The following is a 17,418-nucleotide window of genomic DNA, read 5'->3' on the forward strand; positions in this document are numbered from 1 at the left end:
GGTCTTAAGTTGGGGCCTTATTTTTCAGCGACCTGATCCGGCTCCAGAAATCCCTGCTCGCGCATCCAGTCATCATTGAAAATCTTACCCACGTAGCGACTCCCGTGATCGTGGAACAGAACGACGACGATATCCTCAGGGCCGAAATGCTCCTTGAGTTGAAGTACCCCTTTTATAGCCGCACCTGCAGAATTCCCTAAAAACATCCCTTCTTCCTTTGCGAGGCGTCGGGTGTATACGGCGGCATCCTTATCGGTGACTTTCGTAAATCCGTCGATTACCTCAAAATTCACGTTTTCGGGAAGGATGTCCTCTCCGATACCCTCTGTGATATAGGGATAAATTTCATTCTCATCGAAAATACCGGTTTCGTGGTACTTCTTGAATACGGAGCCGTAGGTATCCACTCCCCATACCTTAATGTCCGGATTTTTGGATTTCAGGAATGTCCCCACACCCGAAATCGTGCCTCCCGTGCCCACACCAACGACAAAATGCGTGACTTTTCCATCGGTCTGCTTCCAGATCTCAGGACCGGTGCTTTCAAAATGTGCCAGCGTATTGGCCGGATTATCGTATTGATTGACATACCAGGCACCTGGAATCTCCTCAGACAAACGTCTGGCTGTAGAATAATAACTCCTGGGATCCTCCGGGGCAACATCCGTAGGACAAACATGAACTTCGCAACCCACGGCCCTGAGGATATCAATTTTTTCCCTGGATTGCTTATCACTGATTACACAAATCATCCGATAGCCCTTTATTATGGCGGCCAGGGCAAGCCCCATACCCGTGTTACCTGAAGTCCCCTCGACTATAGTCCCTCCGGGCTTCAATATCCCCCGGGCTTCGGCGTCTTCGACCATCCGGAGTGCCATTCGGTCCTTAACCGAATTTCCAGGGTTGAAAGTTTCATATTTGGCCAAAACCAGACAGGGCAATTCTGCCGTGATCCGATTTATTTGGACCAGTGGGGTATTCCCAATGGTCTCGAGTATATTTTGAGCGTATTCCATGGACGGGCAAAGATACAAAGCACACCGAACTAAACCGAATAATCTAGGCGAAGCGGATGGCTTTCACGGGACTGATCCGGGTAATGATCCAGGAAGGGATCAGAAGCATCAGCAAACACAACACCAATACGCCTGCATTCAGAATCAGAACTGTCGAAAGGTCGAGATATACCGGGATATAGGTCATGTAGTACTCCTCCGGGTTCGGGAATTTAAAAACCCTGAATTTCCACTGAATCGCCAGGATTCCCAGTCCGAGGAGATTCCCCCACAATAGCCCCAAACCAATCAAATAAGCGGCATTGTACAAAAAGACCTTGCGGATGCTCCAGTTTGTAGTCCCCAGGGATTTTAAAATACCTATCATGGGAGTCCTTTCCAAAATCAGTACGAGCAGGGCCGTTATCATATTTATTCCGCCAACCAGTATCATGATCCCGATGATAAGGGCAATGTTAAAATCAAAAAGACCAATCCATTCAAAAATCTGATAGTACTTATTCTGAATGGTCTGCGTATCGAGATTGGAAAGCGTCCTGCCGTAAATCTCAGCTCCTTTTTCATCGATCTGCTCAAAATCCTCGAGGAACACCTCAAAATTCCCAACCTGATCTGCCTGCCAGTTGTTCATACGCTGAATATGGCGGATGTCCGTGAAGATATAGGTGGCATCAAATTCCTCAAAACCGCTGTCGTAAATACCCACTACCTGGAAACGCCTCTGGTTAGGGATTCTATCTGGATTCTCCTCCTTCAGGAAAAAACTGTTGAACAGGCTGTCTACCCCCAATTGGAGACGTTCGGCCATCCTCCTTGAAATCAGGACTTCAGAATTGAGGGCGTCTGAATAGTCGGGGAGGCGGCCCCCAACGAGAAACTCTTCAAATGCGGACCAGTCGTAATCCGTACCCACCCCTTTTGCGATAAAGCCTTCAAAGGTATCTTCCATACGGATGATCCCGGCCTTAGTCGCCACGGCCTGTACATGGCGTACACCATCGGTAATCTTAAATTCAGGATAAAACTCCTGATGCGTGCTCACAGGAATAATGGAGACCTCCGAACTATTGTTGTCGTAATTGTATATCTGAATATGGCCATTGAAAGCAGATACCTTTTCCCTGATTTTATGTCGCAGACCCACACCTGTTGCCAGGGCGATGAGCATCATAAGGAGGCCGAGGGCTATAGCCGCTATGGCTATTTTAATTATCGGGGCGGAAATACTACTTTTATGTTCCTTACTCCCTATAAGCCGCCTGGCGATGTACCACTCTAAATTCAATGGATGTTTGTCTTAACTGCCTTCAAAAATACATTTTTAGTTCTTCTTCTGACCGTTATGGCATGTGGAGGGTCACAGCAGACCCAAAACTCGGCGACCGAAACGGTATCCGAAGCGCAGGAGAAGGAGGTTATCGTTGCAGCAAACCGCACTGAAACCTATTTCGACCTCCTACGCGGTAAGGACTTCGCCCTGGTAGCCAATCAAACTTCAGTAATCTTTACTCCGGTCCGCGAAGGAGCAGAGGGTTCCCGGATGTGGGTTCATTTGGCAGATAGCTTGCTGGGTGCAGGTATGGGATTAAAAAAAGTCTTTGCTCCCGAACATGGCTTCAGGGGCCTGTCAGACGCCGGTGAAAAAGTTATGGATGGGATGGATTCGCGCACAGGCCTGCCCGTCCTCTCGCTTCACGGCGCGCATCGAAAACCTACTCAGGAGCAATTAGTAGATCTGGACCTGGTCCTTTTTGACATTCAGGATGTAGGGGTCAGGTTCTATACCTATATCGCAACCCTGCAACTGGTGATGGAAGCCTGTGCCGAAGCCGGGATTCCCCTTGTGGTTCTGGACCGTCCCAATCCCAATATCCATTACGTGGACGGGCCAATGATGGAAGCAGAGCACCGCAGTTTTTTAGGTAAAACAGAAATCCCCCTTGTTTATGGTATGACCATAGGGGAATACGCACGGATGATCAACGAGGAAGGGTGGTTAGCAGATGGCGTGAAAGCGGACTTAACGGTGATCGCTCTTGAGGGGTACAGCCGAAACACCCCCTATGTGTTACCCATTCCCCCCTCCCCTAACCTGCCGTCCCATCAGGCGGTTCGATTGTACCCAAGCCTCGGCCTGCTTGAAGGAACTCACGTCAATGCAGGCAGGGGGACTTCCCTTCAGTTTCAGTCTTTCGGGGCGCCTTTTCTTTCGGATTCACATTTCGATTACTCCTACACGCCTGAGTCACGCCCGGGAGCTAGCAATCCAAAACAATTGGGAAAAGTATGCTATGGAAGAGATCTAAGCCAGGTACCTCCCCCGGATGCCGTTGATCTCAAGTGGCTTATAGAGGCCTATACCCACCGGGATAATACTTCAGCATTCTTTAAAACGGAAGGGTTCACCAAACACGCGGGAACAGCCGAATTACAAAAACAGATAGAAGCCGGGATGTCTGCCTCGGAAATTCGCTTAACATGGCAGGAGGATCTTGAGGCATTTAAGAAAATCAGAGCGAAATACCTGATGTACCACTAGGTCGTATCCCCCCTTGGCACCTCGACTGTAGTGGGTCTGCGGTATTTATGGAAGGGCTGTTTTAAAAGGCCTGCAACGCTACTGTTCTCCTTTCTGTCCGGGAAAGTATCCACCCCGTAGACAATTGTATCCCGGTCCAATTCCATATAAGTGCCAAAAAGCCGATCCCAGATCGAAAAAATATTTCCGTAGTTCGAATCCGTGTACGGCAGTACAAAATGGTGGTGCACCTTATGCATATCCGGAGAGACCAGTACCCAGCTAAGGGCTTTATCCACCCGCCTGGGGAGACGGATATTGGCATGGGTAAACTGTGTGGCCACAAGGGAAAGGGATTGATACAACATCACAATTCCTATGGGGGCTCCAATGATAAAAACCCCGGTAAGGGTAAAGAAAAACCGGATCAGGCTTTCCAGGGGATGATGCCGGTTCGCCGTGGTGGTATCGACCTCCTGGTCTGAGTGGTGCACAAGATGAACCATCCACAGTGGTTTAACCTTGTGCTCCACGTAGTGGGCGAGGTATGCCCCGATAAAATCGAGGAGCAAAACACCCAGAAGGACATAAAGCCAAAGGGGCATTTCCGGGAGCCAGTTCAGGATCCCGAAATCATTTGCCTGAACCCAGTCACTGGTTTTTAAAAGGAGAAAGGCCAGTGCAAAATTGACAATAATCGTGGTTAGGGTAAAAAAGAAATTGGGCAGCGCATGCCGCCATTTTCTATAGTTGAATTTAAACAGGGGGACGGCTCCTTCAAGAATCCAGAAAAAAGTAATCCCCAGAACCAGTATCAGGCTCCTGTGTGAGGAGGGAATACCCTCAAAATAGGCGATAACAGCATCCATATTGTAAAAATATCAAATTCTGTATTGATTTATAGCAAATCAAATAATTTCATAACTCACATGTACCTGGGGTAGGCCGCTTTCATAGCTTCAACGATGCGGAAAGCCGCAGGGCAAATTGCGACATTCTTCAGGGTAAGGTGGTTGATCTGATGGAACTTACGTCTGTCTGTATGTGGAAATTCCCTGCAGGCCTTTGGGCGAACCTCATAAATGGAACAGTAATTATCGGTACCCAGAAAGGCACAGGGAACCCCATGAAGGACCATATCACCTTCTTCATCCTTCCGCAAATAAGTGGTGCTGAATTCCGATGGTTTCATTTTTAAATGACGTGAAATCCGGGCAATATCGTGATCGGTAAAAAGAGGGCCGGTGGTTCGGCAGCAGTTGCCGCACTGCAGGCAATCTGTATGCTGGAATTCATGGTCATGCAATTTCCGCATCGTCCCATCCAGATCCCGGGGGGGACGCGATTTGATTTTTTTGAGAAAGCGGCGGGACTCAGGGTCTTTTTGGGCAGCCCGCTGGGGTAGTAATCGCAATTCTTCCTGCATTTAATAAGCAGTTTTAGCTACCTTTGAAACTCTTTAAATCAGCCGGATAGCGGGCTGTTTGTTCAAAAGTACACTCTGTGGATCTTTTCGGAAAGGCTTTGATGGATTATTACACGGACCAGTCCCAGGGACTGCTGCGAAGTCGTTCTTCCCTCAATACCCTGGAAGAGGTTCCCGCTTCGTATTTCTTCAGGGATTTTGAGAGCATGCCCGCTCTGGAGCAGGAAGCGCTCAGGCAATGCCGGGGGTCGGTTTTAGATATTGGATGCGGCGTCGGGAGTCATTGCCTCTACCTTCAGAAAACGGGACGGGATTGTACGGGGATGGACAGCAGTTCTGAAGCCATAGAAATCGCCTTAAAAAGAGGGGTGGAATCTGCTAGCTGTTCGGACATCCTGAAATACCAGTCCCGCAAATACGATACGCTCCTCCTGATGATGAATGGGATCGGAATTGCAGGTACTTTAAAGGGATTACCCGTATTTCTGGGGCATTTAAAGACTTTATTGAAACCCGGAGGGCAGATCTTAATGGATTCCAGCGATTTGATCTATATGTTTGATGCCGATGAAGATGGTGGGGTTTGGGTTCCCGGAGATGTAGCGTACTATGGAGAGGTTAGTTATCAATGGGAGTACGATGGCCAAATTGGACCGACCTTTCCCTGGCTGTTTCTGGACTTCAATACCCTGAAAAATGAGGTTGCCATGCTTGGTTTTGAAGTCGAAATGATCATGAAAGGCCCGCATTTCGATTATTTGGCACGGCTTACCCCGTTGTCCATGTGATTTGCACTGAAAACGTTAGTTTTACAAAAAAAATACTGATGCTGAAAAGGTTTTTTGCACTCTTAGTTCTGAGTGGCTTGCTTATGCCGTCCGCTTGTACCGATGATTCGGATATTTCCGGTGGTGATACCGACCGGGTTGACCGCTCTGCAAACTTGCTCAGCGCAGGTGCCAGCGGTTCTGACATCCTCACAAATGAGGATTTTGATCGCATACAGATTGAAGTGGCTTATGTCAATGGCTTCCGCCCCACTGACCTTGCCCTTGACAACCTTAGTCAATACCTTCAGGAACGGACCTTCAAGGAAGACATCAGTTATCTTTTTCTTCCCCTCCCCTCACCGGATGAAAACGATCTGACCTTACAGGAGATCGCCACCCTTGAAACAGAAAACCGAACGACATACAACGACGGACGAACTCTCTCCGTTTATATCTATTTTGCAGACGCCCCATCGGTAAATGATGATGAATCCGAGGGCCTGGTCACATTGGGTGCCGTTTACCGCAACACTTCCATGGTCATTCATGAAAGTACCATCAGGAGCCTTGCCTCGAAGAGCGTCCTCATTACAGTTGCAGAGGTAGAAAGCACAGCCTTAATCCATGAATTCGGCCATTTGTTTGGGCTTGTAGACCTCGGAACCCCCGAAGTAAATCCCCATGAAGACCCGGAAGCTTCCAACCACTGCGATGTAGAGGGATGTCTTATGCGGGCCGAGTTGGAGTTTGGGACAGGAGTCCTGAGTGTTCTTGAGAAACGCGCTGCCAAGGGGTTGTCAGAACTTCCCGGGCTGGACGCAGAATGCATTCGCGACCTTCAGGCTATAGGCGGAAGGTAGCAGGTTCCAAATACACTTCCCGCGCTTAGGGGATGTTCAGATATTTATGCGTTTGAAGGGATACCCGCCACTTTGGGTTTTCCATGACGTAATCCACGATCATCGGGGTAACCTTTTCGCGAACACTCCATTCAGGCTGTAGATACAGCAGGCAAGAATCTGATACCTTTTCTGCCTGTTGTTCTGCAAAAACCAAATCGTGCCTGTTATAGATGATGACCTTGAGTTCGTCTGCCCTTGAAGGAGCGGGTTCAATCGGAAGTTTATTCTTTTTAGGGGAAAGACAAATCCAATCCCAGACCCCGGTCAGCGGGTAGGCTCCGGAGGTTTCAATATGAATCTTTAATCCGCGTTTTTTCAGTTGCTCCGTAAGCGGACCCATATCCCAGGTAAGGGGTTCTCCACCCGTAATTACAATGGTATCTGAATATCGTGCCGCCTCATCCGCAATGGTATGGATATCAGTAGGCGGGTGGGTTTCTGCATTCCAGCTCTCCTTTACGTCACACCAGTGACAACCGACATCGCAGCCCCCCACACGGATAAAATACGCCGCCGTACCCTTGTGGTATCCCTCCCCCTGTATGGTGTAAAATGCTTCCATCAGAGGCAGCATCAAACCTTGTTCAACCTGTGCCAGTACAGCTGCTTTTTCCATGGGGTCAAAGATAACAAATCCGGGCATGCACATCCTTCGATCCTGAAGAAAAGCGCACTTTAGTATTTGGCTGAATTCCGCTACTTTTACCAAAATTCAAAACATGAACCAGGAGGAGGCATTTCGGTCTGAAATTAAAGCGGGTTATACTTTTAAGGGTGATTCCATTACCCTGGGAGCGGCCATGCTAGAGGAAAAAGCCCTGACCGGAGCCTACGTTAAGGTCCCTTTGAAAACGTTGAACCGCCATGGGCTGATTGCAGGCGCAACGGGGACCGGTAAAACAAAGTCCCTTCAGGTACTTGCCGAAAACCTTTCCGAAAAAGGGGTCCCGGTCTTTCTAATGGATCTTAAGGGCGACCTGAGTGGCCTGGCACAGCCCAGCCCCGGTCATCCGAAAATCGACGAGCGCCATGAGCAAATCGGCCTCCCCTTTGAGCCTAAGGATTTCCCCGTTGAAATCCTGACGCTTTCCGAGCAGGAAGGGGTGCGACTAAGGGCTACGGTATCAGAATTCGGACCCGTTTTACTTTCCCGAATTCTGGATCTTTCCGATACTCAGTCCGGGATCGTGGCTGTTATTTTTAAATACTGTGACGACAATAAACTCCCGCTTTTAGACCTCAAAGATTTCAAGAAAGTATTGCAATACGCCACGGGGGAAGGCAAGGAAGCCTTTTCCAAAGATTACGGCCGGATCAGCACGGCTTCCACGGGGACGATTCTAAGAAAAGTCATCGAAATGGAACAGCAGGGAGCAGATCTGTTTTTTGGCGAAAAGTCCTTTGATGTCGATGATCTCACGCGAATTGACGACCAGGGCCGGGGGGTGATAAACATCCTTCGCCTTACCGACATCCAGAACCGACCCAAACTCTTTTCGACATTTATGCTGAGTTTGCTGGCCGAAATCTACAGCACCTTTCCCGAACAGGGAGATACTGAAAGACCTGAACTTGTTTTCTTTATCGATGAGGCCCATCTGATCTTTAAAGAAGCCTCTGATGCCCTGCTGGAGCAGATCGAAAGTATTGTCAAACTCATCAGGTCTAAAGGCGTTGGAATTTACTTTGTCACCCAAAACCCAACAGACATTCCCAATGAGGTACTCTCCCAGCTCGGATTAAAAATCCAGCACGCCCTCAGGGCTTTTACCGCCAGAGATCGTAAGGCCATTAAATTGACGGCCGAAAATTATCCGACTTCAGACTACTACGACACCAAAGAAGTCCTTACGGGATTGGGAATCGGAGAAGCGCTGGTAACCGTACTGGATGAAAAAGGACGTCCGACCCCCCTGGCCGCTACCCTGATGCGCGCCCCGATGAGCCGTATGGATATCCTCACCGATGCGGAACTTACAACAGTTGTAAAAAATTCGCGTATTGCAGATTCCTATAACGAGGTTGTAGACCGTGAAAGCGCCTATGAAATTCTCAATAAAAAAATTGAAAAAGCCCAATCCAAAGCCCCACCTCCCGCTCCTAAAACGTCCCGTAGAAGGAGTTCCAGGCGTCAGGATCCCATCGTGAAAGTCCTGACCAGCGCTACCTTTATCCGGGGTGTGATGGGTATTTTAAACAAAGTGCTCAAATAATCAGAACCCTAACAAATTTTAGTTCCAATACATGAGAAAAATCCCGCTATTTCTGTGCCTTGCCTTTTTGGTTGTCCAGTGTACCACTGATAAAAAAGATCCTTTCCGGGTTGATAAGGACCGGGTTGGCAAACTCGAAAAAACCCATACTGTTTCGGATTTGGAAACGGTCTTTGAAACGGATTCCCTGATCCGGGACACCACACGTATGAATATGGGAAGGAATCGAAAAATCGAAATTTATGAAAAAGGAGGGGCACACCTGCTTACCCTAACCCCATCCCAGGATTCAGTGCCCGGAATTGAATCGGTCTGGATTCGGGATCCCAGGTATAAAACTGCTGAGGGAATCGGCATGGAAACAACTTTTGGAGAAATAGAAAAAACATATGAAATCCGTAAAGTGGTTAGCTCCCTGAACAATGTCCTGGTACTGCTCAAGGATAACCCCATGTATTTTACCATTTCCAGGGAAGAGCTCCCGGGCGCCCTCAAATATTCCGGAACACCTGTGGAAGCTGTTCAGATTCCGGATGAAGCCAGGGTAAAATACGTAATGGTCGGCTGGGAATAAATGCTCCATCAAATCCATGACCCCCTTTTCTGTATTTCTTAAAAATGTCCTTGCCACAACCTACGGGAAGTGGTTCAACCTGGTTGCCCTATTCAACCCTGCCTACGCCGGTAAACTGGCCTTTGAGACTTTTATCAAAGTTCGTAAAGGAAAAGTACAGCCGGAGCAACAGCCCTACCTGGATGAAGCCCGGCACAGTGTGGAGATTGTCAATGGGTCGCGCATTCAAACCTACCAATGGCCAGGAACGGGGCCACGTGTATTGCTTATTCACGGTTGGGAAAGCAACTCTTTTCGATGGCGAAAACTGATCGAAGTCCTCAGGAATGATAATTTTCATGTGATCGCCTTCGACGCTCCCGCCCATGGGTATTCAACAGGAAAAATCCTGCATGTGCCTCTGTATGGAGAGTGCGTGGAGCATATGGTAAAGCAATTTGAGCCCAAATATGTAATCGGGCATTCCATGGGGGGCATGACTGCCCTGTATCACGCGCACAGACATCCCAATGAATCCGTTGAAAAAGTGGTCACCATTGGGTCACCGGCAGAATTTGAAGCCATAGCGAGGTCCTATCAGCAAATGCTCGGATTTAACGATCGGGTGCTCAATGCCTTTGATCGGGTAATTTATGACGAATTCGGATACCACATCCACGAATTTGCCACCCCGGAGTTTATTCGGGGAAATCCCAAAAAAGGGCTTTTGCTTCATGACAGGCTGGACCTGATCGCCCCCTTCCACGCATCCGAGAAAGTTCACCAGGCCTGGGAAAACAGCACGCTGGTTCCGACCGAAGGCCTTGGGCACTCCATGCATCAGGAGGATGTCAATAGACAAATCGTGGAATTCCTCAAAAACTAGCACTCATATTGTGCGGCCGGATTTGGGTATTTTGTATTTTTACGGGTATTAAGAAAGTTTAGTATGCAGAACGTCTCACCATTCCACATCGCCATACCCGTACACAACCTGGATGAGTGCCGAACATTTTATCGCGAAATTCTGGGCTGCCAGGAAGGCCGAAGTAGTGATCACTGGGTGGATTTTAATCTCTTCGGGCACCAGCTCGTCATCCATTACAAACCAAAAACAGAAGAGGTTCTTCACACCAATGCGGTGGATGGTAAAAATGTACCGGTACCCCATTACGGGGTGGTCCTGCCCTGGGAGCAGTTTGAGTCTTTTTCAGAGGAATTAAAAGCCAAAGGGGTTGATTTTGTTATTGAACCCTATATTCGGTTTAAAGGGGAGGCCGGGGAGCAGGCTACCTTATTTTTTCTTGACCCTGCCGGCAATGCCCTGGAATTCAAGTCTTTCCGAAACATAGATCAGCTATTCGCCAAATAATTCTGTCTATTTTTTAATAAATCTATGGTAGGCCCACAGCCCCACTCCATAGACTAGGGCAAAAATCAGGGCTTCCACACCCTCTTTTTGCATCACTTCCGAAGAAAAGCTCCTTTCGAGTATTAGTGATACCACGAAGTAAAGGACCCCGCCAATCAATGCCTGGGAAAGTAACCGCTGTTTTGTCATCGTTATATTGTTTAATTCTTCAAGAGTTGGCAATCCTGCCTTGAAATCTTTTTACAAAGCAAACACTGTTTTCAATTCCGATATAAGGGCCGTAGTTCTCCATTTCTGAATACCCGGCTTTCCGGTAAAAAGCAATGGCTTCAGGCTGGCGTTTACCCGTTTCCAGAACGCATCGTACCGCCCCGGACTCAAAGGCCCATTCCTCAAGGCCGGAAAGCACTTTATGAGCTGCCCCCGAACCCCGGTAGGCCGGGAGGACATACATGCGTTTGATTTCAAAACTGTCCGCCTTAAACGGTTTTATGGCCCCGCAACCCACCGGGGATTCCCCGTCAAACACCAGTAAGACCCGATCCAGACCCTGGATACTATTGAATTGATCGTAAAATCCGTGTTCAGCTCCATCGCGTTCCTCGAGTTCGGCATCCAGCTTCGCTACGAGAAGTTTGAATCCCTCGTCCCGAAAATCGGTGCGCCTGGTATGAAAGGAAGTACTACTGCGCATATCATCCGAGTTGCAAGCCACGGCGGCGGACCCAGTAAAAGGCAAAAATCAGGTTAGGCACCCAGCAAAGCCAGGCCACGATTCTGTACGCGGTCAGGAATTCACTAAAAATCAATATAAGTACGGGCATCCATATTCGCAGTGAAACAGCAGCAAAACAGGCTGCATAACTGTAGATCATATAACCTTCATGGGCAGTCAGGTCCCCAGAGCGAATGGAAGTATAAGCTTTGAGGGTAAAAAAGATCCAAAGTACCCCGAGGAAGAAAAACCCAAGGCTGGCAATCCAGCCACCTGTAGCGAAAAATGAAAGGTAAATCCCGCATGCTCCGCTGATCAGGGCTGAGACGACATACACCTTGCCCAGGATTTTGTGCCACTTCAGGTAATAGCGCCGAAGTGCCCGGCTGAACTGAGTCCAGCCCACCAGAAGGGAGGCTCCCCCAAAAACAATATGACCGTAAAAAGCCACATTCCATGGCAAACTCCCGAGAATCTCAACCGGCTTGGTGGCGAGAAGTCCCATATCCCGTCCTCCGAGCAAATATAGAAGGGGATAAAATCCAATAGTGATCGCCAGCATTCCGAAAGCTACCCAGGCGAATTTGTTCGTTCTTGGTTTCATAGGTGATGTATTCCCTGGTCCCTAGCGGTACCTCCAACTTGTGATATCAGCACCTTCAGGGGCCGATTTAGCAATCCGTTCCATGATTTTAGGTACATACATACTGTTGTACCGAAGGCGACTGATGTGATTGGGTTGGTCCGGATCGCCATTCCAACAGTGCTCCGCCCGATCACCATAAAGCACCTCGCCCTCGTAATACGGGTCCGTGGTACTCTCGAGGAAATCTTCCATCAGATAGACGGCGTTGTTCAGATAGTAGTTGTCCATGTCACCGCAGTAAATATGGATTTTACCTCTTAGTTCCGGTCCGAGCTTTTCCCAATCGCGTTCTAAAATGTATCTGAGGTCGTAATTTTCCCGCCAATAATCCGCTACTTCCTTATCGATAACTCCGGTACGTTTATCCCATATGCGTTGCGGATACCCTTCTGCTCCCTGAGGAGAATAGGTCGCTTCCCAAATATCCCATTGCTGGCCTGAGCGGCTTTTGTCCCCCAGCACGAGCTCCAGGATGTTGTTCTCCCTTATGGTACTCTGGACATTACCGAGGTAATCACGGTGTGCCGGGACTTCTATGGGTTTATGGGCACTTTCCGTCCAATACGCATTGGTGTCCTCATAGATATTTGTCAGGCAGTAGGCCCGAAAGTCGATGGGGTCCGGGCAGGCAGCAAAACATCCGTTGTACTCCTGAGGGTACTTGACCTGTACGGCGAGGGCCTCCCACCCCCCTGTTGAACCGCCGTAAAGAAACCGCGACCACCCTGCTCCGATACCCCGGAACTGGGATTCGATAAAGGGAATCAGTTCATAGGTGATGGCATCTCCATAAGGCCCCTGACTTGCTGAATTAACCGCGTAGGAATCGTCGTAATAGGGTGTGGGATGCTGGATCTCAATAATGAGGAAACGGGGGAAATCGGGTGAATTCCAGCGCTGGTAAAAGTCATATGCTTCCTGCTGTTGGATAATATTATAGCCCTCAACCCCGAAGCGTTCCGAGTATTCCGGTTCCATTCCAGGATCGGGTGGCGTGGTACGAAAACCCCCGAAGTCCGAAGGAAAATGGCCCTGAAAAACCATGAGTGGATATCGGGCCTCCGGGTGCGCTTCAAAGTCCTTCGGCAGCAGAATATGTGCGCCCAGATACATATCGCGACCCCAGAATTCAGAAAGTCTTTCGGACTTTATTTTGACATGTTTAATCCATGGGGTATCCTCGGGGGCGGGTATCGGGGGAATGATCTGATCCATCACCAATTCAAGTCCGGTGACTCCATTTTTTCCGACATTAACGGTTATCGGTTTGCTGTAGAGGTTCCCTGGAGATCTGTTCCACTGCTGTCCCTCTCCATTATCCATGGGAAGCTTAACGGTATGACCCGTCGAGAGATTAAATGTTTCATAGACGTGAAGCAAAGCCTGTACCTGATATTCCCCTGGGGGGATCTCTGAAAGACTTTCATATGGGAAACCCAAAGCACCTGAATCAAAATCCATCCCAGCTCCGGGCTGCATTCCCTCCACGTTCATGCCAAAAATTAATTGGGTATTGAGCCCTGCACTGATCTGAAACCTGGGTTCCTGCGAGGCGTCATTTGAGAACATCAGTAATAGACGTCCATCTTTTGGGGAGTCCGCAACGGCTTCTGTAAAGGAAATACGAATCGTATTTGCACTTGTGGAATCTCCGGCATTTTCACATCCCGAGAATATTATGGCTGAAAAAACGAGTGTAAGTAATACGCGCATGACCTATTTTTTTAAAAAAGATAGGGCTTTTTAAGAGGCGCTACAATACTCAAATAAAAATTAAAACTTCACCTGAAGCGTCAAAACCCTGAAGTTCAACGATTCAGTATACGAAAACTCCGGATAAATCGTTAGAGGTTAAAGCCGTTACCCAAAAATCTTACGACCATGAAACGTTGGCATTACGCAGCAATTCTCCTCGGCCTGCTGATTTGGTTTTCAAGTTGCAGAAATGATGAAGGAGATCCGGAATTTGAGACCCTCAATCCGGTAGAAAATACGGACCAATAAGCCGTTTTTTATATAGTACTACTTTATACGGCGGCCTGGTGCCGCTCCCTGGCCAATAGGGTGTTCTTCAGCAACATCGCTATGGTCATCGGCCCCACTCCTCCGGGTACAGGGGTGATGAATGAAGCCTTCTCACTAACGGCTTCAAAATCCACGTCCCCGCAAATGTAGTAGCCCCTTTCCCGGGTCTCATCCGGGACCCTGGTGATTCCCACATCGATAATCACTGCACCTTCTTTTACCATATCTGCTTTCAGAAAGTTTGGGATCCCCAGAGCCGAAACCACAATATCTGCCTGGCGGGTCAGAGAGGCAATGTCCCTGGTGCGGCTGTGGGTAAGGGTAACGGTTGCATTTCCTGCCGGGCCCTTTTGGCTGAGCAAAATGCTTATAGGCCTTCCCACAATATTACTTCTTCCAATCACTACAGCGTGCTTTCCCGAAGTTTCAACCCCGTATCTTTTGAGCAATTCCATAATGCCAAAAGGCGTAGCCGAAATAAAGGTTTCCATCTGCAGTGCCATCTTGCCAAAGTTGGCCGGGTGAAAGCCATCGACATCCTTATCCGGATGCACGGCCATCAGTATTTTCTCCTCATCAATATGTTTGGGGAGGGGTAATTGAACGATGTACCCGTCGATATCCGGATCTTCATTAAGCCTGTTTACCACCTCCAGGAGTTCTGCCTCTGTAGTTTCTTCGGGCAGTTGTTCTAACGTAGAATCAAATCCGATCCTCTTACAGGCTCTTACCTTGCTGCCTACATAGGTAAGGCTGGCTCCGTCATTCCCGACCAGAACGGCGGCCAGATGCGGGACTTTTTCCCCCCTGGCTGTCATCCCGGCTACTTCAGCCGCGATTTCGTTCTTAATTTCATTGGAGATTTTCTTGCCGTCGAGGAGCCTCATAATCCGTATTTTTTATGTGTAATTGAACCTGGCGAATCCTATCGCATGTTCTGCATCATCTGCATCATTTTCTTGCCGCCGCCACCTTGCATCATCTTCATCATTTTGCTCATTTGATGAAACTGTTTGAGCAGCTGATTTACTTCCTGAATGCTTGTACCACTCCCCTTGGCGATCCGCTTTTTCCGGCGCGCATCCAACTTGGATGGAGTGGAGCGCTCCTCGGGCGTCATGGAGTATATAATGGCTTCGATATGCTTAAAGGCATCATCGTCAATATCCATCCCTTTCAAAGCTTTACCAGCACCGGGGATCATACCCACAAGATCCTTCATACTACCCATCTTCTTGATCTGCTGAATCTGGCTCAGAAAATCGTCAAACCCGAAGGTATTCTTGGCAATCTTCTTTTGAATCTTGCGCGCCTGTTCTTCATCGAACTGTTCCTGAGCCCTTTCCACAAGGGAAACGACATCACCCATTCCAAGGATTCGGTCTGCCATCCGGGAGGGGTAGAAAATATCGATGGCATCCATCTTTTCCCCGGTACCAATAAATTTGATGGGTTTATTCACCACGGATTTGATGGATATCGCAGCCCCACCCCGGGTATCCCCATCGAGTTTGGTCAGGATCACCCCGTCAAAATCGAGAACCTCATTAAATGCTTTTGCCGTATTTACCGCATCCTGTCCCGTCATGGCATCCACCACAAAAAGTACTTCCTGGGGGGTTACCGCATTGCGGATGTTGGCGATTTCGGTCATCATGGCTTCATCCACAGCCAGACGCCCCGCAGTATCGATAATCACCACATTGTGGCCATTGGCTTTGGCATGGGCAACCCCTGCCTGGGCCAGTGAAACCGGATCTGAATTCTCTTTATCCGAATAAACGGGAACTCCAATCTGATCCCCAACCACATGCAGCTGATCAATAGCCGCAGGACGATAGACGTCACAGGCAACCAGTAAGGGATTCTTGCTTTTTTTAGTTTTAAGGAAGTTTGCCAGCTTTCCGGAGAAGGTGGTTTTACCAGAGCCCTGAAGACCACTCATCAGAATTACAGAAGGATTTCCCGACAGGTCAATCCCTTCGGCATCCCCACCCATGAGCTCAGTAAGCTCATCCTTGACGATCTTGGTCATCAACTGGCCCGGTTGTAGCGTGGTCAGTACATTCTGTCCAATGGCCTTATCCCGAACCGTATTGGTGAATTCCTTGGCAATTTTAAAGTTGACATCGGCATCCAGAAGCGCACGCCGAATCTCCTTGGTGGTTTCCGCTACATTTATCTCAGTAATCTGCCCATGCCCGCGAAGGACGTGCATGGCCTTGTCCAGTTTATCACTTAAGTTGTCAAACATAAATTTTGCCTTTTTTCAGGTCTTGCAAAGATAATAATCTGAGGTGGATTGGGGAAGGGATCACAACAGGAAGCATAGCGCTATGGCAATCGAAGCTGGCCCTATTCCTCAATCGGTCGAAACAAACACGGAACAGGGGCTCCAATACCTGCCACTGGAATACTTTCCACAACAAAACAGGAAAGCCTTCGGAGGTACTATTGTTTGATAATATGCATCGAAACCCGCATCTGCCTGTTGCAGGTTTCCGCGGATAAAATACTCCGGCTATTGAGCACCATAATTTTCGGACTAGGCGATTTTGTGCTCGATTTCAATTATTCAGGCTCACCTTTCCATTTAAAACATGGATGCAAAAAAGGTTTTGATCGAATACCTTTCACCTGATTTCACCCTTTAAGTACCTTTGACACATAATGAAATGACATTCAATGGCTTTTAAAAACAAAAACTTCCTTTGGCTGGGCATTGTACTCGGCGTCGTGGCACTTTTGATCTTTGGGGCTGACTATCTTGAGGATACGTCCTATCAGGGAGATGATTCGATTCGTTTTGTGGCCTCTGAATATTCGGACCTTGAAGCACTTTTAGCTTCAGAGCCATTTCAAAACAAGGTCCTTTATGTGGACCTCTGGTTCAGCTCCTGTCCTCCCTGCATAAAAGAGTTCAAAAATCCCCCACTCCTGAAAGAGCATTTTAAAAACCGGGATGACTTGGTATTCCTGTATATTTCGCACCGTACGTTACACCCCAATGCGCTTCAGTTATGGAAGAACGCGATACGTAAGTACAACCTTACCGGCTGGCATTATATGATGGACAGGGAATTTGAAACAAGACTATGGGCGGAACTCCGCTCGAAGGATTCATCAATTGCCAAAGGGTATCCGAGGTATTTGATCATTGATAATTCGTCCGGGTACAGGAATTACAGTGCACCGCAACCTTCCCAGGTCAAAGAGGTAAAAGCACTTTTGGAACCCTTGCTGGACCGTTGATTCCAGA

20 protein-coding genes are annotated in these 17,418 nt (G+C 48.4%); 9 read left to right on the forward strand and 11 right to left on the reverse strand.

Translation table 11 applies throughout. From position 1 onward, the window contains the following. Positions 1–17: 17 nt before the first annotated feature. Both QU605_RS06020 and QU605_RS06025 read right to left on the reverse strand, forming a co-directional pair. The gene (locus QU605_RS06020) at positions 18–1,019 is read right to left on the reverse strand and encodes a PLP-dependent cysteine synthase family protein (RefSeq protein WP_289724373.1); all 1,002 of its coding nucleotides are present in this window, start codon (positions 1,017–1,019) and stop codon (positions 18–20) included. Between the two features lie 43 nt (positions 1,020–1,062). Further along, on the reverse strand, positions 1,063–2,304 hold the full coding sequence (locus tag QU605_RS06025) for an ABC transporter permease (RefSeq protein WP_289724374.1): 1,242 nt from the start codon (positions 2,302–2,304) through the stop codon (positions 1,063–1,065). Between the two features lie 3 nt (positions 2,305–2,307). Here QU605_RS06025 and QU605_RS06030 point away from each other — a divergent pair, with 3 nt between their 5' ends. Beyond that, positions 2,308–3,558 carry an exo-beta-N-acetylmuramidase NamZ family protein gene (locus QU605_RS06030; protein WP_289724375.1) on the forward strand — a complete coding sequence of 417 codons (1,251 nt, stop codon included), beginning with the start codon at positions 2,308–2,310 and terminating at the stop codon, positions 3,556–3,558. On the opposite strand, the gene QU605_RS06035 is transcribed toward QU605_RS06030, so the two are convergent. Further along, positions 3,555–4,406 carry a sterol desaturase family protein gene (locus QU605_RS06035; protein ID WP_289724376.1) on the reverse strand — a complete coding sequence of 284 codons (852 nt, stop codon included), beginning with the start codon at positions 4,404–4,406 and terminating at the stop codon, positions 3,555–3,557. The two genes, QU605_RS06030 and QU605_RS06035, sit on opposite strands and share 4 nt — an antisense overlap. Before the next feature lie 56 nt (positions 4,407–4,462). Then, complete coding sequence (locus QU605_RS06040) at positions 4,463–4,963, reverse strand: YkgJ family cysteine cluster protein (RefSeq protein WP_289724377.1); 501 nt, start codon at positions 4,961–4,963, stop codon at positions 4,463–4,465. Between the two features lie 77 nt (positions 4,964–5,040). On the opposite strand from QU605_RS06040, the gene QU605_RS06045 reads away from it, so the two are divergent. Together QU605_RS06045 and QU605_RS06050 are read left to right on the forward strand one after the other, a co-directional pair. Further along, positions 5,041–5,751 carry a class I SAM-dependent methyltransferase gene (locus tag QU605_RS06045; RefSeq protein ID WP_289724378.1) on the forward strand — a complete coding sequence of 237 codons (711 nt, stop codon included), beginning with the start codon at positions 5,041–5,043 and terminating at the stop codon, positions 5,749–5,751. 38 nt (positions 5,752–5,789) lie between these two features. Further along, positions 5,790–6,593 (forward strand): hypothetical protein, encoded by an 804-nt coding sequence (locus QU605_RS06050; protein ID WP_289724379.1) that lies wholly within the window; start codon positions 5,790–5,792, stop codon positions 6,591–6,593. A gap of 25 nt (positions 6,594–6,618) precedes the next feature. Here the strand turns inward: QU605_RS06050 and QU605_RS06055 are convergent, their stop codons facing one another. Further along, a complete protein-coding gene (locus QU605_RS06055; RefSeq protein ID WP_289724458.1) occupies positions 6,619–7,251 on the reverse strand; it encodes a 7-carboxy-7-deazaguanine synthase QueE in 633 nt (210 codons plus the stop codon). 103 nt (positions 7,252–7,354) lie between these two features. On the opposite strand from QU605_RS06055, the gene QU605_RS06060 reads away from it, so the two are divergent. The 4 genes from QU605_RS06060 (at position 7,355) to QU605_RS06075 (ending at position 10,773) form a co-directional block, all read left to right on the forward strand. Continuing rightward, positions 7,355–8,848: a helicase HerA-like domain-containing protein gene (locus QU605_RS06060; protein ID WP_289724380.1), complete on the forward strand. Its 1,494-nt coding sequence runs from the start codon at positions 7,355–7,357 to the stop codon at positions 8,846–8,848. A 31-nt stretch (positions 8,849–8,879) separates the two neighbouring features. After that, the gene (locus QU605_RS06065) at positions 8,880–9,422 is read left to right on the forward strand and encodes a hypothetical protein (protein ID WP_289724381.1); all 543 of its coding nucleotides are present in this window, start codon (positions 8,880–8,882) and stop codon (positions 9,420–9,422) included. A gap of 16 nt (positions 9,423–9,438) precedes the next feature. Beyond that, a complete protein-coding gene (locus QU605_RS06070) occupies positions 9,439–10,287 on the forward strand; it encodes an alpha/beta fold hydrolase (protein ID WP_289724382.1) in 849 nt (282 codons plus the stop codon). A 63-nt stretch (positions 10,288–10,350) separates the two neighbouring features. Next, positions 10,351–10,773, forward strand: a complete 423-nt coding sequence (locus tag QU605_RS06075) for a VOC family protein (protein ID WP_289724383.1) — start codon at positions 10,351–10,353, stop codon at positions 10,771–10,773. 6 nt (positions 10,774–10,779) lie between these two features. On the opposite strand, the gene QU605_RS06080 is transcribed toward QU605_RS06075, so the two are convergent. Genes QU605_RS06080 through QU605_RS06095 form a run of 4 tightly spaced genes read right to left on the reverse strand, consistent with a single transcriptional unit; the run spans position 10,780 to position 13,847 of the window. Next, positions 10,780–10,962: a hypothetical protein gene (locus QU605_RS06080; RefSeq protein WP_289724384.1), complete on the reverse strand. Its 183-nt coding sequence runs from the start codon at positions 10,960–10,962 to the stop codon at positions 10,780–10,782. A gap of 19 nt (positions 10,963–10,981) precedes the next feature. Continuing rightward, positions 10,982–11,467: a GNAT family N-acetyltransferase gene (locus QU605_RS06085; protein WP_289724385.1), complete on the reverse strand. Its 486-nt coding sequence runs from the start codon at positions 11,465–11,467 to the stop codon at positions 10,982–10,984. A 1-nt stretch (position 11,468) separates the two neighbouring features. Continuing rightward, the gene (locus QU605_RS06090; RefSeq protein WP_289724386.1) at positions 11,469–12,092 is read right to left on the reverse strand and encodes a DUF2306 domain-containing protein; all 624 of its coding nucleotides are present in this window, start codon (positions 12,090–12,092) and stop codon (positions 11,469–11,471) included. A 21-nt stretch (positions 12,093–12,113) separates the two neighbouring features. Next, complete coding sequence (locus tag QU605_RS06095; protein ID WP_289724387.1) at positions 12,114–13,847, reverse strand: alpha/beta hydrolase-fold protein; 1,734 nt, start codon at positions 13,845–13,847, stop codon at positions 12,114–12,116. 168 nt (positions 13,848–14,015) lie between these two features. Here QU605_RS06095 and QU605_RS06100 point away from each other — a divergent pair, with 168 nt between their 5' ends. After that, positions 14,016–14,138 carry a hypothetical protein gene (locus QU605_RS06100; protein WP_289724388.1) on the forward strand — a complete coding sequence of 41 codons (123 nt, stop codon included), beginning with the start codon at positions 14,016–14,018 and terminating at the stop codon, positions 14,136–14,138. 23 nt (positions 14,139–14,161) lie between these two features. Here the strand turns inward: QU605_RS06100 and folD are convergent, their stop codons facing one another. Then, positions 14,162–15,046: a bifunctional methylenetetrahydrofolate dehydrogenase/methenyltetrahydrofolate cyclohydrolase FolD gene (folD, locus tag QU605_RS06105; protein WP_289724389.1), complete on the reverse strand. Its 885-nt coding sequence runs from the start codon at positions 15,044–15,046 to the stop codon at positions 14,162–14,164. Between the two features lie 38 nt (positions 15,047–15,084). Then, positions 15,085–16,413, reverse strand: a complete 1,329-nt coding sequence (gene ffh, locus QU605_RS06110; RefSeq protein ID WP_289724390.1) for a signal recognition particle protein — start codon at positions 16,411–16,413, stop codon at positions 15,085–15,087. A gap of 431 nt (positions 16,414–16,844) precedes the next feature. Here ffh and QU605_RS06115 point away from each other — a divergent pair, with 431 nt between their 5' ends. After that, the gene (locus QU605_RS06115) at positions 16,845–17,411 is read left to right on the forward strand and encodes a TlpA family protein disulfide reductase (RefSeq protein WP_289724391.1); all 567 of its coding nucleotides are present in this window, start codon (positions 16,845–16,847) and stop codon (positions 17,409–17,411) included. The last annotated feature ends 7 nt before the right edge of the window (positions 17,412–17,418 follow it).

Source organism: Robiginitalea aurantiaca (genome assembly GCF_030380815.1).
In the GTDB taxonomy this organism is placed as follows: domain Bacteria; phylum Bacteroidota; class Bacteroidia; order Flavobacteriales; family Flavobacteriaceae; genus Robiginitalea; species Robiginitalea aurantiaca.

Excerpts from the sequence above, each read along its gene's own strand:
- folD (WP_289724389.1), bottom strand. The coding sequence starts at position 15,046 with ATGAGGCTCCTCGACGGCAAGAAAATCTCCAATGAAATTAAGAACGAA.
- QU605_RS06070 (WP_289724382.1), top strand. The coding sequence starts at position 9,439 with ATGACCCCCTTTTCTGTATTTCTTAAAAATGTCCTTGCCACAACCTAC.
- QU605_RS06100 (WP_289724388.1), top strand. The coding sequence starts at position 14,016 with ATGAAACGTTGGCATTACGCAGCAATTCTCCTCGGCCTGCTGATTTGG.
- QU605_RS06030 (WP_289724375.1), top strand. The coding sequence starts at position 2,308 with ATGTTTGTCTTAACTGCCTTCAAAAATACATTTTTAGTTCTTCTTCTG.
- QU605_RS06060 (WP_289724380.1), top strand. The coding sequence starts at position 7,355 with ATGAACCAGGAGGAGGCATTTCGGTCTGAAATTAAAGCGGGTTATACT.
- QU605_RS06090 (WP_289724386.1), bottom strand. The coding sequence starts at position 12,092 with ATGAAACCAAGAACGAACAAATTCGCCTGGGTAGCTTTCGGAATGCTG.
- QU605_RS06040 (WP_289724377.1), bottom strand. The coding sequence starts at position 4,963 with ATGCAGGAAGAATTGCGATTACTACCCCAGCGGGCTGCCCAAAAAGAC.
- QU605_RS06065 (WP_289724381.1), top strand. The coding sequence starts at position 8,880 with ATGAGAAAAATCCCGCTATTTCTGTGCCTTGCCTTTTTGGTTGTCCAG.
- QU605_RS06055 (WP_289724458.1), bottom strand. The coding sequence starts at position 7,251 with ATGGAAAAAGCAGCTGTACTGGCACAGGTTGAACAAGGTTTGATGCTG.
- QU605_RS06095 (WP_289724387.1), bottom strand. The coding sequence starts at position 13,847 with ATGCGCGTATTACTTACACTCGTTTTTTCAGCCATAATATTCTCGGGA.
- QU605_RS06080 (WP_289724384.1), bottom strand. The coding sequence starts at position 10,962 with ATGACAAAACAGCGGTTACTTTCCCAGGCATTGATTGGCGGGGTCCTT.
- QU605_RS06020 (WP_289724373.1), bottom strand. The coding sequence starts at position 1,019 with ATGGAATACGCTCAAAATATACTCGAGACCATTGGGAATACCCCACTG.
- QU605_RS06115 (WP_289724391.1), top strand. The coding sequence starts at position 16,845 with ATGGCTTTTAAAAACAAAAACTTCCTTTGGCTGGGCATTGTACTCGGC.
- QU605_RS06075 (WP_289724383.1), top strand. The coding sequence starts at position 10,351 with ATGCAGAACGTCTCACCATTCCACATCGCCATACCCGTACACAACCTG.
- QU605_RS06035 (WP_289724376.1), bottom strand. The coding sequence starts at position 4,406 with ATGGATGCTGTTATCGCCTATTTTGAGGGTATTCCCTCCTCACACAGG.
- ffh (WP_289724390.1), bottom strand. The coding sequence starts at position 16,413 with ATGTTTGACAACTTAAGTGATAAACTGGACAAGGCCATGCACGTCCTT.
- QU605_RS06085 (WP_289724385.1), bottom strand. The coding sequence starts at position 11,467 with ATGCGCAGTAGTACTTCCTTTCATACCAGGCGCACCGATTTTCGGGAC.
- QU605_RS06050 (WP_289724379.1), top strand. The coding sequence starts at position 5,790 with ATGCTGAAAAGGTTTTTTGCACTCTTAGTTCTGAGTGGCTTGCTTATG.